15 protein-coding genes are annotated in these 15,691 nt (G+C 67.2%); 9 read left to right on the forward strand and 6 right to left on the reverse strand.

Features of this window, described 5'->3' with window-relative positions:
* Window positions 1–7: 7 nt before the first annotated feature.
* The 5 genes from hisD to J5J86_RS01690 are packed head-to-tail and all read right to left on the reverse strand — an operon-like array spanning window position 8 to window position 4,845.
* Complete coding sequence (gene hisD / locus J5J86_RS01670; protein ID WP_209103177.1) at window positions 8–1,321, reverse strand: histidinol dehydrogenase; 1,314 nt, start codon at window positions 1,319–1,321, stop codon at window positions 8–10.
* A 44-nt stretch (window positions 1,322–1,365) separates the two neighbouring features.
* Window positions 1,366–2,433, reverse strand: coding sequence for an ABC transporter substrate-binding protein (locus J5J86_RS01675; protein ID WP_247657900.1), 1,068 nt, complete (start codon window positions 2,431–2,433; stop codon window positions 1,366–1,368).
* Window positions 2,434–2,482: 49 nt separating this feature from the next.
* Window positions 2,483–3,271, reverse strand: coding sequence for an ABC transporter ATP-binding protein (locus J5J86_RS01680; RefSeq protein WP_209103178.1), 789 nt, complete (start codon window positions 3,269–3,271; stop codon window positions 2,483–2,485).
* A gap of 9 nt (window positions 3,272–3,280) precedes the next feature.
* Window positions 3,281–4,063, reverse strand: coding sequence for an ABC transporter permease (locus J5J86_RS01685; protein WP_209103179.1), 783 nt, complete (start codon window positions 4,061–4,063; stop codon window positions 3,281–3,283).
* Window positions 4,060–4,845 carry an ABC transporter permease gene (locus J5J86_RS01690; protein WP_209103180.1) on the reverse strand — a complete coding sequence of 262 codons (786 nt, stop codon included), beginning with the start codon at window positions 4,843–4,845 and terminating at the stop codon, window positions 4,060–4,062. The genes J5J86_RS01685 and J5J86_RS01690 overlap by 4 nt, the downstream gene beginning before the upstream one ends.
* A gap of 216 nt (window positions 4,846–5,061) precedes the next feature.
* Between J5J86_RS01690 and J5J86_RS01695 the strand changes: the two genes are divergently transcribed.
* Together J5J86_RS01695 and serA are read left to right on the forward strand one after the other, a co-directional pair.
* Window positions 5,062–6,117 (forward strand): LacI family DNA-binding transcriptional regulator, encoded by a 1,056-nt coding sequence (locus J5J86_RS01695; RefSeq protein WP_209103181.1) that lies wholly within the window; start codon window positions 5,062–5,064, stop codon window positions 6,115–6,117.
* A gap of 225 nt (window positions 6,118–6,342) precedes the next feature.
* Complete coding sequence (serA, locus tag J5J86_RS01700; RefSeq protein ID WP_247657902.1) at window positions 6,343–7,611, forward strand: phosphoglycerate dehydrogenase; 1,269 nt, start codon at window positions 6,343–6,345, stop codon at window positions 7,609–7,611.
* Between the two features lie 41 nt (window positions 7,612–7,652).
* On the opposite strand, the gene J5J86_RS01705 is transcribed toward serA, so the two are convergent.
* Window positions 7,653–8,333 (reverse strand): DNA-3-methyladenine glycosylase I, encoded by a 681-nt coding sequence (locus J5J86_RS01705; RefSeq protein ID WP_209103182.1) that lies wholly within the window; start codon window positions 8,331–8,333, stop codon window positions 7,653–7,655.
* A 149-nt stretch (window positions 8,334–8,482) separates the two neighbouring features.
* Between J5J86_RS01705 and J5J86_RS01710 the strand changes: the two genes are divergently transcribed.
* From J5J86_RS01710 to J5J86_RS01740, 7 genes are all read left to right on the forward strand, one after another.
* Complete coding sequence (locus J5J86_RS01710; protein WP_209103183.1) at window positions 8,483–9,385, forward strand: LysR family transcriptional regulator; 903 nt, start codon at window positions 8,483–8,485, stop codon at window positions 9,383–9,385.
* A gap of 130 nt (window positions 9,386–9,515) precedes the next feature.
* Complete coding sequence (locus J5J86_RS01715) at window positions 9,516–10,736, forward strand: amino acid ABC transporter substrate-binding protein (protein WP_209103184.1); 1,221 nt, start codon at window positions 9,516–9,518, stop codon at window positions 10,734–10,736.
* Between the two features lie 113 nt (window positions 10,737–10,849).
* Window positions 10,850–11,716: a branched-chain amino acid ABC transporter permease gene (locus J5J86_RS01720; protein WP_209103185.1), complete on the forward strand. Its 867-nt coding sequence runs from the start codon at window positions 10,850–10,852 to the stop codon at window positions 11,714–11,716.
* Window positions 11,713–12,660, forward strand: a complete 948-nt coding sequence (locus J5J86_RS01725; protein WP_209103186.1) for a branched-chain amino acid ABC transporter permease — start codon at window positions 11,713–11,715, stop codon at window positions 12,658–12,660. Before J5J86_RS01720 ends, J5J86_RS01725 begins: the two co-directional genes overlap by 4 nt.
* Complete coding sequence (locus tag J5J86_RS01730) at window positions 12,657–13,406, forward strand: ABC transporter ATP-binding protein (RefSeq protein ID WP_209103187.1); 750 nt, start codon at window positions 12,657–12,659, stop codon at window positions 13,404–13,406. Before J5J86_RS01725 ends, J5J86_RS01730 begins: the two co-directional genes overlap by 4 nt.
* Window positions 13,403–14,122 carry an ABC transporter ATP-binding protein gene (locus J5J86_RS01735; RefSeq protein ID WP_209103188.1) on the forward strand — a complete coding sequence of 240 codons (720 nt, stop codon included), beginning with the start codon at window positions 13,403–13,405 and terminating at the stop codon, window positions 14,120–14,122. Before J5J86_RS01730 ends, J5J86_RS01735 begins: the two co-directional genes overlap by 4 nt.
* Window positions 14,123–14,200: 78 nt before the next feature.
* Window positions 14,201–15,685 carry an aldehyde dehydrogenase family protein gene (locus J5J86_RS01740; RefSeq protein WP_209103189.1) on the forward strand — a complete coding sequence of 495 codons (1,485 nt, stop codon included), beginning with the start codon at window positions 14,201–14,203 and terminating at the stop codon, window positions 15,683–15,685.
* Window positions 15,686–15,691 lie beyond the last annotated feature (6 nt).

Here is a 15,691-nt window from a genome sequence, read left to right on the forward strand (position 1 = left end):
CTTCCCCTTAGGCGTCCACCGCCGCGCCCATGTCGAAATTGTGCCCCGGGAAGTATTTGGCGAGGCGCTGGTCGCCGGTGCGGGCGTGGGCCTCCATGCCTTCCAGGCGCGAGATGCGGGCGGTGACCTGGGCGATGGTCTTGCAGCCCTCCCGGGTCATGCGCTGCCAGGTGAGGGGCTTGAGGAACTTGTGCACCGAAAGGCCGGCCGAATAGCGGGCGGCGAACTTGGTGGGCAGGATGTGGTTCGGTCCCGACGTCTTGTCGCCGAACGCAACAGTGGTCTCCTCGCCGAGGAAGAGCGATCCGTAATTGGTGAGGTTCTCCAGCCACCAGTCGAGCTCGGCGGCGTGGATCTCCAGATGCTCGCTGGCGTAGCGGTCGGAGACTTCAACCAGCTCCTCGCGGGTGTCGCACAAGATCACCTCGCCATAGTCGCGCCAGGCGGCGGAGGCGGCGTCGCGCGCCACGGGCGGCAGGTCGTTGATGAGGGTGGGCACATGGGCCATCACCGCCTCGGCCACCGCGCGGGAGGAGGTAAACAGCCAGGCGGGGCTTTCATGGCCGTGCTCGGCCTGCCCCACCAGGTCCACCGCCACCATCAGCGGGTCGGCGGTCTCATCCGCGATCACCGCAACCTCGGACGGTCCGGCGAACACGTCGATGCCCACCTTGCCGAACAGCATGCGCTTGGCCTCGGCCACGAACTTGTTGCCGGGGCCGACAATGATGTCCGCCGGCTTGCCGGTGAACAGGCCGAAGGCCATGGCCGCGATGGCCTGGACGCCGCCCAGCGTCATCACCATGTCGGCGCCCGCCACCTTCATGGCATAGAGCACATAGGGGTGGATGCCCTGGCCCCGATAGGGCGTGGAGCAGGCCACCACCGTCTTCACGCCCGCCGCCTTGGCGGTGGCGATGGACATGTAGGCGGAGGCGATGTGGGCATAGCGGCCGGTGGGCACGTAGCAGCCGGCCACATTGCAGGGCACCAGCTTCTGCCCGGCGGTGAGGCCGGGCATCAGGTCCACGGAGAAGTCCCGCACGCTGTCGCGCTGGGCCTCGGCGAAGCGGCGCACCTGACCCGCGGCGAAGGTGATGTCGCGGCGGATGGCTTCCGGCACCTCGGCGGCGCGGCGGTCCATCTCCTCGGCGGTGACGAGGATGGGGCCGTCCCACTTGTCGAGCTTCAGTGCATAGTCCTTCACCGCCTCTTCGCCGCGCCGCTCGATCTCCGCCAGCATGGCGGTGACCACGTCCTGCGCGGTGCCGGTCTCGGTCTCCGGCGTCTTGCTCGCCCGCTTCAGATACGCGATAGCCATCTCACATACTCCATTGCGCGCGCTGCGCGTCCGGGCTTGCGGCCTCAGTTGGTCTTGTCGAATTCGGTGGCGAAGGCCTTGAGCTTGGGATCGGCGGCCACCTTCTTCATGAAGCTGTCGTCCACGTAGCTCTTGGGATCGGGCGCGGAGGGCAAGGTGCCCACCTCGGCCATGAAGCCGCCGATGCGCGCCAGCCAGCCGTCAAATTCCGAGGCGCCCTTGGCGCGGTCCATGAGCGCGACCTGCTGGGCCAGGGAATAGGTGGGCCGCAGGGCGAATTCCTGGTCGATGGCCGCGTCCGAGGCTTCGACGCCGCCGACGGCATAGAAGCGCTTCGTCATTTCGCGGGCTTCCTTCGGGTGCGCCTTGGCCCAGCCCCAGCCGCGCACATAGACGGCCAGTACCTTGGCCACATCGTCCGCATTGTCCTTGGCGAAGGCGGGGCGCACCACCAGCGCGCCAGGCACGATGGCGCCCGCATCGGCGCCCGAGCACAGCACCTTGGCTCCGGCCTTTTCCTCCAGCGTGTAGGTGTTGGGCGCCCACACGCCGGATACTTCCCCATTATTGGCCATCACGGCCGAAATGATCTGCGCCTGGCCGAGATTGACGAACTGCATGTCGGAGGATTTCAGCCCCCATTTGGCCAGGCACGCGCGGGCGGCATAGTCCACCGTGGAATTGGTGGTCAGCAGCAGCTTCTGGCCCTTCAGCTGGGACGGATCCTTGGTGATGGCGGCCACCTTGTCGGCGCGTGTCATCATGGCGTTGGTCTTGGATTCGTCGTTGGTGATGCCGGCGGTGACGAGGCCAAAGCGGGAGGCGCCGAGCACCGCGGGCACCGAGCCGGTGCCGCCCACATCCCACGATCCCGCCTGCGCCGCCGCCACCTGCGGGGCACCCGCCGGAAACGTGACGAAGGACGGTTCGAGGCCTACCTCCTTCCACCACCCCTTCTCGGTGGCGATATAGAAGGGCAGCGCCCAATAAAGGGACGGCTGATAGGAGATGTTGATCTTCTTCAGCGGCTGCGCTTCCACGGTCGGGGCACCGAGGCCGATGGCGCAGGCGAGCGCGGCGGCCAAAAGGGTCCTCTTCGTCGTCATCGTCATGGCGGGCTTCCTCCTGTGGCGCCGGTGGTCCGGCTTTGTGGTCCGGCGCTCAGTGATCGGCGCCGGCCTTTTCCTCGCGAAGCGACTTCCAGATGTGGGTGCGCAGGTGGACGAAGGAATCCAGGTCCATCACGTCCTCGATGCGGCTGTAGCTGTCCCAGCGCTCAGCCTCGCGCACTGACTTCACGTCGATGATTTCCTTGATGCGGCCCGGCCGGCGGGTCATGACGGCCACGCGGTCGGCGAGATAGACCGCCTCCTCCACGCCATGAGTGATGAAAAGAACGGTGCGCGGATTGAGCCGGGCGAGCCGCACCAGTTCTTCTTGCATGACCACGCGGGTCTGGGCGTCCAGCGCGCCGAAGGGCTCGTCCATGAGCAGCACCTGCGGGTCGAGCACATAGGCGCGGGCGATGGCGACGCGCTGCTGCATGCCGCCGGACAATTGGTGGGGATAGGCCTGCTCGTAGCCGTTCAGCCCGATCATGGCGATGGCATCGGCCACGCGCTGGCGCCGCTCGGCGGCAGGCACGTTCTTGTTGCGCAGGCCGAGCTCGATATTGTCGGTGACGGTCTTCCAGGGAAACAAAGCGAATTGCTGGAACACCACGGCGCGGTCCGGCCCCGGCCCCGTCACCTCGCTGTTGCCCACCAGGACACGGCCCGACGAGGGAAACTCGAAGCCGGCGGCAAGGCGCAGGCACGTGGTCTTGCCGCAGCCGGAGGGGCCGACAATGGCGACGAACTCCTTGTCGGCCACATTGAGGTTGATGTCGTCCAGCGCCTTGACGTGGCCGCCAAAATCCTTGCCCACGGCATCGAAGCGGATGCTGCTCATCTCTTCCTCTCAAGCTCCGCCCAGGCGGCGATGAATGCGCGCTTCCAGCGTGCGCAGGGCGACGTCGATGAGGACGCCGATGAAGCCGATGGCGGCCATGCCCACCATCACCGTGGTGGTGGAGACCGCGCCCTGGGCCTGCACCATCATGAAGCCCACCCCGGTTGAGGCGACGATCAGCTCTGCGCCCACCAGCGACTGCCAGCCCAGACCCGCGCCGATGCGCAAGCCGGCGATGATGGAGGGCACCGAGGCCGGCAGCAGCACTTCCAGGATGATGCGGTGGCTCGGCGTGCCCAGCATTTCCGCTGCTTCCAGATAGCGCGGGTCCACATGCCGGGCACCGCGATAGGCGTTCAGCAGGCAGGGCGGAAAGGCGCCGGAGAAGATGATGAGCACCGGCCCGCCAAAGCCCGTGCCGAACCACAAGGCCGCGAACGGCACCCAGGCGATGGGGGCGATGAAGCGCAAGGCGTCGAAGATGGGCGAGACGATGTCGTCCAGCAGCCGGAAGCGCCCCATCATCAGCCCCAGCGGCACGCCCACCGCCACCGCCAGCAGATAGCCGGCGCCGAAGCGCTGGAGGGAGGAGAGGAGATGAGCCGGCAAGGTGCCGCCGGCAAATTGGGCGGTGAGGAGGTCCGCGAGCCGCCGCGCCACGTCGAGCGGGCCCGGCAGGAAGGTTGGAGCGACAAAGCCGCTCGCGGAAAGGGCGGCCCAGAAGGCGAAGAAGCCGACAAGACCGACGGCGCCGAGCGCCATACGGCTGGAGGGGGCAAGGGTCGCATTCATGCCGCGGCTCCCCGCACGCGCACCCAGGTCAGCGTCCGCCGTTCCACGGTGGCCAGCAGCGCCGTGGTGAGCGCGCCGAACACGGCGACGCTCGCCATGCCCACCAGGATCATGCCCGGATAAAGGTCCTGCTGGGCGAGGTTCAGGAGATGGCCGAGGCCAGCGAGCGCGCCCACCAGTTCGGCGGCAACCAGCGTCGTCCAGCTCGCCTGGAGGGAGAGGCGCAGGCCGGTGAAGATCATGGGTGCGGCGCCGGGCACCAGCACTTCCCGCACGAAGCGCCAGCGGGGCGTGCCGAGCATGCGGGCGGCCTCGATCAGCGGCCGGGGAATGGATTTCACGCCCGCCTGGGTGTTGATGACCGAAGGCACGAAGGCGGCGAAGAAGATGACCATGATCTTGGCGGCATCGCCCAGGCCCAGCCAGAGGATGGCGAGCGGAATCCAGGCCAGCGGCGGGATCGGGCGCAGCAGCATGAAGACCGGGTTCAGCAGGGCTTCCGCCACCGCGCTCCAGCCCATCAGCAGGCCCAGCGGCACCCCCACCGCGATGGAGCAGAGGAAACCGAGGGTCACCAGCTTGAGCGAATGGACCACATGCACCAGGAGGGTCGCATCCCCATAGCCGCGGGTGAACGCCTGGCGCGCGGCGATGAAGGTGTCGCCGGGCGTCGGGAAGCGGCCCGGCGAGATCATGCCGGTGACGCTGGTGAACACAAACCATGCCGCAGCAAGAGCAGCGAGCGTCGCCACTCCCACCACGGCCCGTCGTCCGAGCCGCATGGACGTCCTCCCACATGTCGGCGCTCCATCTGCGGGAGCGTTGGCGCGGGACCGCTCTGCGACGGTCTATGAAAGCGCTTACATGACGCTATCATCCCGGAGGGGACTGTCAAGTCGAGTGGGGCAAGAAATTTCTTGTCGGCTGGTCTGGAAGCAGATCAGATAAGCATGAAAGCGCATTCATGCGCCGATGCACCGCAGCAGGAGCGGACGCCGATGGCCCCGAGGACGAAGGCAACGTTGGAGGATGTGGCGCGGCTGGCTGCCGTCTCCACGGCCACCGTGTCGCGGGCGCTGTCGCAACCCGATTTGCTGCAGCCAGACACGCTGGAGCGGGTGCGCGCGGCCATCGCACAGCTGAATTATGTGCCAGGGGGTGCCGCCCGTGCGCTCGCCTCTGGCAAGACGCTGACCATTGGCGCGGTGGTGCCCACCCTCGACCACGCCATCTTCGCCCGCGCCATCCAGGCTATGCAGACGGAACTGGCGGCCAATGGCTACCAACTGCTGGTGGCGGCCAGCGACTATGTGCCGACCCTGGAGGCTGCGGCGGTGCGGGCCATGCTGGCGCGCGGCGTGGACGCGCTCATGGTGGTGGGCGCGGACCATCTGGATGAGACCTGGTCGCTCCTGACCTCCTCCAGCGTGCCGGTGGTGCTGAGCTGGTCCTTCGACGCGCGCCTGCCCTCCATCGGCTTCGACAACCGCGCCGCCGGCCGGCTGCTGGCCGAGCATCTGCTGGGGCTGGGGCATCGCCGGTTCGGCATGATCTCCGGCCATCTGCGCGCCAATGACCGCGCCCGCATGCGCGTCGAGGGCGCGCGGGCGGCCTTGGCGGAGCGGGGGCTCGAACTCACCCCGTCCCAGATCATCGAGACCTCCTTCACGCTCGCCGGAGGCCGGGCGGGTCTCGTGGAGTTGATGGGACGCGCGCAGCCGCCCACCGCCGTCATCTGCGGCAACGACCTCCTGGCCGCCGGCGCTTTGCTGGAGGCGCAGGCGAGCGGCCTTGCGGTGCCCGAGGCGCTCTCCATCGTCGGCATCGACAATCTGGAGATCGCCGCCCACCTGACCCCGCCCTTGACCACCGTCCATCTGCCGACCACCGAGCTTGGTCGCGCGGTGGCCGAGCATCTGCTCGCCCGGCTGAAGGGCGAGGCGCGGCCGGCGCGGCTGGAACTGCCCATCGAACTGGTACTGCGCCGCTCCGCCGCCCCGCCCCGGGAGGCGCAGGCACAGGATGTGTCCCGCACCCAGCCTGCGGGCGGTTAGGAGCGCGGGGGCCACATGCGTTTCTGCCGGAAGGTCAACGGCCGGAAGTCCTGCGCGCATGGCAGAGGTGGTCTGATCTCACGCCACAGCCCATCCCTGGACGCGGCCGGCAAAAACGCTAAGGTCGCGCCCGCTCGGCGGACCCGTTCGCGGGATGCCGGTGCGTCATACCGAACCGGGGCCGGGAGCGGCATCTCGGTCGTCATCGCTGAAGGACCGAAGATCGTGCACCACAGCAATTCCCATTCGCCGCAACTCTCGCTGGCCAAGGACAAGATCCGGGTTCTGCTGCTGGAGGGCGTCAATGACAGCGCCGTCGAACTGATGACCTCGGCCGGCTATTCGAACCTGACCCGCCTCACCAAGGCGCTGGACGGGGAAGCGCTGAAGGAAGCCATCAAGGGCGTCCACATTCTCGGCATCCGCTCGCGCACCCACATCACCTCCGAGATCATGGAGGCGGCGGACCGGCTCATCGCCATCGGCTGCTTCAGCGTCGGCACCAACCAGGTGGATATCGACGCGGTGCGCGCCTATGGCGTGCCGGTCTTCAACGCCCCCTTCTCCAACACCCGCTCGGTGGCGGAACTGGTGATCGGCGAGATCGTGATGCTCTATCGCCGCATCATCCCGCGCTCCAATGCCGCCCACCAGGGCGGATGGGACAAGTCGGCGTCCAACAGCCACGAGGTGCGCGGCAAGACGCTGGGCATCGTCGGCTACGGCAATATCGGCTCGCAGCTCTCGAATCTGGCCGAAGCCATGGGCATGAAGGTGATCTTCTACGATCACACCGACAAGCTGCGCCACGGCAACACCGAATCCACCACGAGCCTGCATGAGCTGCTCGCGGCCTCCGACGTGGTGAGCCTGCACGTGCCCGAGACCCCCGCCACCCACGGCATGATCGGCCGCGACGAGATTGCCGCCATGAAGCCCGGCGCCTATCTCATCAATAACAGCCGCGGCACGGTGGTGGACCTCGACGCCCTCGCCGACGCCCTCAAGGCCGGCAAGCTGCGCGGCGCGGCGGTGGACGTATTCCCGGTGGAGCCCGGCTCCAATGCGGAGCGCTTTGCCAGCCCCCTCCAGGGCCTCGACAATGTCATCCTCACCCCGCACATCGGCGGTTCCACGGAAGAGGCGCAGGAGCGCATCGGCGCCGAGGTGGCGCGCAAGCTGATCGACTATTCCGACAGCGGTTCCACCATGGGCGCGGTGAACTTCCCGCAGGTGCAATTGCCGGCCCGTCCCCTCGGCACCCGCTTCATCCAGGTGCAACGGAACGTGCCGGGCATGCTCGGCCGCCTCAACGAGGTGCTTGCCCGCCATTCGGTGAACATCGCCGCCCAATATTACGAGACCCATGCGGACGTCGGCTATGTGGTGCTGGACGCGGACGCCTCGGCGGCCGACAGCCAGCGGGTGCTGGAGGACATCCGGGCCCTCGACGGCACCATCCGCGCCCGCCTGCTTTACGAATACAAGCTCTGAGCGACGCCTTGGGCCGCGCCCTATTTCAAGGGGCGCGGCGCCTACGGCCCGACGGTCAAGGCCAGCGTGCGGCTGATGGCGGTAAAGTCGCGCCCGCTCTGCACGCTCCAGGCGTTGAAGGCGTCCTGCACCGCCGCGAAATCCCTCTTGCTGCTGGGCGTCTTGGCGACCACGCCTTCGCGGATCAGAGCCGCCACCACGTCCTTGGTGGTGATGAAGGCCGGCTTGCCCAGCGCGCGGAGCACCCGCATGCCGCTATCGCCGCCCAGATGGCTGCCGCGCGTCTTCAGGAGCTCCAGCAGGCCCACATAGTCAGCATCCGGCCAACGGGCGATGAAGCTGGCGGCGGAGCCATGTTCGGCGGCAAGGTCCACCACCATCCGCGCATTGGCCTGCACGGCCTTGATCTTGGCGCCGTTGCGCACGATGCCGGGATCGGCCAGCAGGGCCTCCAGCTTTTCGTCCGGCATGAAGGCGCAGGCATGGGGATCGAAGCCCTCGAACGCGCTTTCGAAGGCCGGCCACTTGGCGGCGATTACCTTGGAGGAGAAGCCGGCATTGAAGATCCGGCGGGCCATCTCGGCCAGCACGCGATCATCGGGCGTGGCGGCGATCTCGCTTGGCGGGCGGGAGGGCGTCTCTGCCAGCAGGGCGTCAAGCGCGGCGGGGCCGCCCTTGCGGGCAGCGGCATCGGCGAAGATGGCATCGAACGGGCGGGTCATGGGCGCTCCCGGAAGGCGCGCGAGGTTAGACCGCCATCGGCAGGGAGGGCAACGGCGCGTCGGGGTGGGGAGGGGCACGGGTTGTGATCCCGGGCCGGCCGGGGCAACGTCTGTGTTCTCTTCGCCCTGCGCCTCGGGTTCGCGCCTCCATGAACGAAATCGCCTATGTCTATTTCGCCGAAGTCATCCGCCTCGGCTCCATCCGCCAGGCGGCGGAGGCGCTGCACGTGTCGGCTTCCTCCATCAGCCGGCAGATTGCGCGGCTGGAATATGAGTTCGGCGCCCCTCTGCTCACTCGCCATCCGCAAGGGGTAAAGCTGGCGCCGGCGGGGGAGATTGTCGGCCAGTTCATCCGTGGCCGCACCCGCGAATGGCAGCGGCTGAAGGCGGCCATCGATGCCCTCAAGCGGCTGGAGAGCGGCCATGTGACGGTCTTCACCGTGGAGGGCATGTTGGGCGGCTTCCTGCCGCGCGTCATTTCCGAGTTCGCCGAGGGGCATCCCGGTATCACCTATGAGGTGGTGGTGCGCGGCACCGACGACGTGATGATCGCGGTGGCGGAGGACAAGTGCGACATCGGCATCTCCTTCCACCCCTATCCGCGCCCCAGCGTGCGCACGGTGCGGGAAATCCACCAGCCGCTCCTGGCGGTGATGGCCCCGCACCATCCCCTTGCCGGGCGTGAGAAGCTCTCGCTCGCCGACATTGCGGGCGTGCCGGTGGGCCTGCCCGACCGGTCGTTCGGCATCCGTCACCTGGTGGACCAGGCGGTGAAGGGCGAGCAGGTGGAATTGTCCGTTCGGCTGGAGACCAATTCCATCGACATGACCCGCCAGTTCGCCCTCTACGGCATGGGGCTGACCTTCCTGCCGGCCTTCTCGTTCGAGCGGGAGATCGCGGCGGGGACCCTGGTGGGGGTGGAAGTGGAGAACGAGGCCCTCGCCAGCGCCCGGGCCCATGTGTGCGTCCATGGGGAGATCGAGCCGACGCTGGCGGCCCAACGCTTTCTCTATGCCATGGATGCCCGCATTCGCGCCATGTCCTTGAAATAAGCAGGGGCGGAATACCGCTCAGACTAAGTGTTGCGCAAAATGCAACGCCCTGCAGCAAACTTTCTTCTTCCCCGGAACGCGTTCGCTGCGTCACACTCCCTGTCATACAAAAACAGAGGGGTTCGGAACCATGGCATTTTCCAAGGGTTCATCACGGCTTCGAGGCCTGCGCCTCGGGCTTGGCTTGGTGCTGGCTGCCGCCTTGTCCACCGCTGCCGCCGCCCAGGAGTCGATCAAGGTGGGCGCGCCCTTGCCGCTCACCGGCCCCCTCTCGCCGGAGGGTATCAAGCAGCAGCGCGGCTACAATCTCTGGGCCAAGACCGCCAATGCCAAGGGCGGCATCAAGGTGGGCGACAAGGCCTATAAGGTCGAGATCGTCTATGTGGACTATGAGTCCAACACGCCCCGGGCCGTCCAGTCCGCCGAGCGGCTGATCACCGGCGACAAGGTGAATTTCCTGTTCTCGCCCTTCGGCTCCGGGGCCGCCAAGGCGGCCTCCTCGGTCTCCGAGCGCTACCGCATCCCCACCATCGCCGCCACCGCCTCTTCGGTGGAGGTGTATGACCAGGGCTACAAATATCTCTTCGGCACCTTCACGCCCAACGACACCCTCACCAATCCCCTGGCCGACATCGTCTCCAAGTCCGGCCAGAACGTGAAGACCATCGCCATCTATGCCCGCAACGACCTGTTCCCGCGGGCCATCGCCAAGGAGATGGAAAAGTCCGCCAAGGCGCGCGGCATCGAGGTGATCTCGTTCGACGAATATGCCATCGGCACCATGGACCATGCCTCGGCGCTGACTCTCATGCTCCAGCGCAAGCCCGACTGGGTGTTCGGCACTGGCTATATCAACGACCTCATCCTGATGCGCCGGCAGATGGCGGACCTGGGCCTCAAGCCCAAGGTGCTCACCATGATCGCCGGCCCGGCCTATCAGGAATTCATCGACGCCACCGGCCCGCTGGCCGAGAACATCTCCTCCGCCGCCTGGTGGCATCCGGCGGTGGCCTATGACGGCAAGGACATTTTCGGCAAGACGGCCGATTATGTGGCCGCCTTCCAGGCCGAGTACAAGGCGATCCCCGATTACGCGGAAGCCTCGGCCAGCGCCGCTGGCGCCATCCTCCAGATCGCCATCGAGAAGGCCGGCTCCATCGATCCCGAAAAGGTGCGCGATACGCTGGCCAGCCTCGACGTCACCACCTTCTACGGCCAGGTGAAGTTCGGCCCCACCGGCCAGATCGTCTCGCTGGAGCCGCCCGCCTTCCAGATTCAGGACGGCAAGGCCAAGGTCTTCTACCCGGCCTCGGTGAAGCAGACCGACCTGAAGTTCGGCATCGCGAAATAGTCATGGCCGGCGCGCCGCTTGTGCGGCGCGCCGCGGCCGGGCCTGAAGGCTCCGCCGCCCGCACGCTTTGAAGCACTTCCCCGCCTTGGCGGGACGGCAGCGGACCCTTGCCCATGATTTATCTGCAAATTCTCGTAAACGGCCTGGTGCTGGGTGGGCTCTATGCCTGCATCGCGGTCGGATTTTCCCTGGTGTGGGGCGTGCTCAACGTCATCAACATCCTGCACGGCACCTTCGTGGTGCTGGGTTCCTATGTGGCCTATTTCTGCTACGTGCGCCTCGGCATCCACCCCTACTTTTCCGTGGCGATCGCCGGAGCCGTCCTGTTCGCGCTCGGCTATGCCCTTCAGGCCGGCCTCATCAACCGCGTGATTGGCGCCCCGGTGCTCACCACCCTGGTGCTCACCTTCGGCCTCGACCTGATCCTCAACAATGCGACGCTGGTCGCCTTCTCGGCCGACTACAAGACCATCCAGCTCGCCCATCCCCTGGGCAGCAAGGTCATCGGGGGCATCGTGCTGCCGCTGGACCGGGTGGTGGCCATGCTGCTCGCCCTGGCGCTGACGGTGATGCTCTATTTCGTCCTTGCCCGCTCCCGCATCGGCCGCGCCATCGTGGCGGTGCGCATGGATGCGGAGGCGGCGGCGCTCATGGGGGTTAATGTCAAGCGGGTCTATGCCATCACCTTCGGCATCGGCGCGCTGATGGCGGGGGCGGCGGGCAGCCTGCTGGCCCTCATCTTCCCCATCTCGCCGCTCGCCTCCACCGAATATCTGAGCCTTGCCTTCGTGGTGTGTGTGCTCGGCGGCCTCGGCTCCATCCTTGGCGCCATGGTGGGCGGCCTGGCGCTCGGCATCATCCAGAGCTTCGGCGCCCTCTTCATCGGCCCGCAGCACGGGCTCACCGTCTCCTTCGTGCTGCTGATCCTCCTGCTCATCTTCAAGCCCACGGGCCTGATGGGGAAACGGGGCTACGAATGATCCGCACCCTTCCCGTCCTCGTCTTCATCGCCCTCGTCGCGGCCTTGCCCGTCCTCGGCGACAATTATCTGCTGCGGCTCGGCACCATGTTCGCCATGTATGCGGTGCTGGCCTATTCCTGGAACGTGATCGGCGGCTTTGCCGGCTATCCCTCCTTTGCCACCGCCGCCTTCTTCGGCCTTGGCGCCTATGCCGGCGCGCTCCTGCAGGGGGCGGGCGTGCCCATGCCGTTTGCCTGGGCCTCGGCGGGGATCGTGGCGGCGGTGTTCGCGCTGCTGCTGGGCTTTGCCATCCTGCATTTGAAGGGTCACTATTTCGCCATTGCCAGCCTGGTCATCGCCCAGGTGCTGATGGAGATCGCCACCTCCTGGTCCAGCTTCACGGGCGGCGGCATGGGGCTGAACTTGCCCGTGCTGCGCATTCCGGTGGACGCGCAGGCGCGGCTCTTCTTCTGGTCCATGCTGGCGCTGGCGGTCCTGGCCTTCCTGATGAATCTCGCGGTTGCCCGCACCCGCTTCGGCTTCGCCCTTACCTGCATCCGCCAGAATGAGGACGCCTCCGCCATGGTGGGCATCAATCCCACCCTCTACAAGGTGGCAGCCTTCGTGTGCTCGGCGGTGTTCGTGGGCGCGGCGGGGGCCATGTATGCCTCCTGGGTCTTCTATATCGAGCCGGGCGATGTGTTCCGCGTGCTGGTCTCGGTGAAGCCCATCGTCATGGTGATGCTGGGCGGCGCCGGCACGGTGCTGGGGCCGGGCATCGGCGCGGTGCTGTTCCTGGTGCTGGAGGAGGCGGTCTGGCGCTCCTTCCTCTCCGTGCACGCGCTCGTGCTGGGCGTCATCATCGTCGCCCTCATCTTCTTCCTGCCGCGCGGCGTGCTCGGCCTTATCCGACGCCGCCGCGCCCGCAAGGTGCCCATCTTCGCCCCCGGGAGGAGCGCATGAGCCCGGTTCTGGAGTTGAAAGGCATTTCGCGCCGGTTCGGCGGGCTGAATGCCCTGTCCGATGTGGACCTGGCGGTGGAGCCGGGCGAGGTGGTCGGCCTCATCGGTCCCAATGGTGCCGGCAAGACGACGCTGGTGAACGTGGTGACCGGCGTCTTCCGCCCCACCTCCGGCACCATCACCTTCGATGGCCGGCGCATCGATGGGATGAAACCCTACCAGATCAGCCGGCTCGGCGTTGCCCGCACCTATCAGGTGGTCCAGCCCTTCCCGGAAATGACCGTGCTGGAGAATGTGATGGCCCCAGCCGCCTTTGCCGGCGGACGGGACCTGACGGCGGCCCGCAAGCGGGCCGAGGAGGCGCTCGACTTCTGCAATCTTTCGGATGCCGCCGGTGCCCTCGCCTCCGAACTGACACTGGCCGGCCGCAAGCGCCTGGAACTGGCCAAGAGCCTGGCCATGGACCCCAAGGTTCTACTGCTGGATGAGGTCAATGCCGGTCTCAACCCGGCGGAGATCGACACTGCGCTGGACCTGATCCGCCGCATCACCGCGGCGGGCGTCACCATCATTCTCATCGAGCATCTGATGAAGGTGGTCATGAGCCTGTGCACGCGCCTCGTGGTCCTGCATCACGGCGCCAAGATCGCCGAGGGCGCGCCCGAGGCGGTGCGCACCGACCGGCGGGTGATCGAGGCTTATCTCGGCAGCCGCTATGCCGAGGCACAGGCGGGAGGCGCGGCATGAGCGAGACCTTGCTGTCCATCACCGGCCTCGAAAGCGGCTATGGCGACATCCAGGTGCTCTGGGGCGTGGACCTGGAGGTTCAGGCCGGCGAGATCGTCTGCCTCGTGGGCTCCAACGGCGTCGGCAAGACGACGCTTCTGAAGACCATTTCCGGCCTGCTGCGGCCCAAGGCCGGCTCCATCCGCATGGGGGAGCAGGAACTGGCAGGCGCCACGCCCGAGGCGGTGCTGCGCGCGGGCATCGCCCATGTGCCGGAAGGGCGACGGCTGTTCCGCACCATGTCGGTGCGCGACAACCTGCTCATGGGCGCCTATCTGCGTTCCCCCTCCGACCGGGCCGTCGCCGAGGATCTCGACAAGGTGATGCGCATGTTCCCGCGCCTCGCCGAGCGGGCGAACCAGGATGCCGCCACCCTTTCGGGCGGCGAGCAGCAGATGTGCGCCATCGGCCGCGGCATCATGGGGCGCCCCAAGCTCCTGATGATCGACGAGCTCTCCCTCGGCCTTGCCCCCAAGGCGGTCGAGCAGCTTTCCGAAAGCCTCAAGGAGATCAACCGCTTCGGCATCTCCATCCTGCTGGTGGAGCAGGATGTGATGACGGCGCTGGAGCTCTCCCACCGGGGCTATGTGATGGATCGCGGACGCGTCTCCATGAGCGGCACCTCCGCCGTCCTGGCCGCCGCGCCTGAGGTCCGCGAGGCCTATATGGGCATGTGACGCCCGGCCTTTCCCCGTTCCGTTTCGCGACCGGCCCCTTCGGGCCGAACGACCCCGCACGCACGAAGGACATCTGCCATGACCGCGCCTCACCCGAGCCGCACCGCCCCGACCACCGAGGCCATCCTCAGCCCCTATGACCGCCGTGTGGTCGGCCACATGCCGGTGGCCGGGGAGGCGGAGGTGGAAGCCGCGCTCGCCCGCGCCACAGCCGCCTTCCCGCTCATGAAGCGCCTGCCGCGCTTCGTGCGGGCGGACATTCTCGACCGCGCCGCGGAGATCATCGACCGCCGCCGGGAGGAGATCGTCCGCCTCATTGCCGGAGAGGCGGGCAAGCCCCTTTATGATGCGCGCGGCGAGGTCTCCCGCTCGCTCTTCAACCTGCGCAATGCCGCCCGCGAAGCGCGCGCCTTTGCTGGCCATGAAGTGCCGCTCGACGTGGACAACGCCGTGTTCGAGTACCAGACCGCCTCGGCGGACGGGTCCGCGCTCAGCCTCTCCGATGCGGACCTCGAAACCTTGTCGAAGCTGGGCCGCCGGGTCGGCCTCGCCCGGCGCTATCCCATCGGGCCGGTCCTGGCCATCACGCCCTTCAACTTCCCGCTCAACCTGGTGTTGCACAAGGTGGCCCCCGCCATCGCCGTGGGCAATACGGTGGTGCTGAAGCCGGCGCCCCAGACCCCGCTCACCTCTCTTCTTCTGGCCGAAGTCTTCGCCGAGGCGGGGCTGCCGGCCGGGGCGCTCACCGTGGTCCATTGCTCCGTACCGCTGGCCGAGCGGATGGTGCGCGACGACCGGGTGGCCATGGTCACCTTCACCGGATCGGCCAAGGTGGGCTGGCACATCAAGGAGCAGGCGGGGAAGAAAAAGGTGTCGCTGGAACTGGGCGGCAACGGCGCCGTGGTGGTGGCTCCCGATGCCGACATTCCCTTCGCCGCCGCCCGCTGCGTGCGGGGCGGCGTGGTGTTCGGCGGTCAATATTGCATCGGAGTGCAGCGCATCCTGGTGCACGATCAGGTCTATGACCGGTTCGAGGCCGAACTGGTGCGCCGCGTCGCCGCCTGCAAGGTGGGCGATCCGCTCCAGGAAGGCGTCGATGTGGGCCCGGTGATCGACGAGGGCTCGGCGCGGCGCATCGAAAGCTGGATCAATGAGGCGGTGGCTGCCGGCGCGCGGGTGCTGGTGGGCGGCAAACGCCACGGCGCCATCATCGAGCCGACCGTTCTTACCGACACCACCCCCGACATGAAGGTGGAGTGCGAGGAGATTTTCGGCCCCGTCGTCACCCTCTCCCGCGTCAGCGACATGGACGAGGCGGTGCGCCGCGCCGCCGATTCCAAATATGGCCTCCAAGGCGGCTATTTCACCAACGATCTCGCCCGCGCATTCCGGGCGCTGGAAGACTGGGACGTGGGCGGGCTCATGATCAATGACGTCCCCATCTATCGCATCGATTCCATGCCCTTCGGCGGCTGGAAGGAAAGCGGCCTCGGCCGCGAGGGCACCCGCTATGCCATGGAAAGCATGACGGATATCAAGTTCCTCGTGGTCAATTACGGATGAGGCCCG

Origin of the sequence: Aquabacter sp. L1I39 (assembly GCF_017742835.1) — a bacterium.
Classification (GTDB): domain Bacteria; phylum Pseudomonadota; class Alphaproteobacteria; order Rhizobiales; family Xanthobacteraceae; genus L1I39.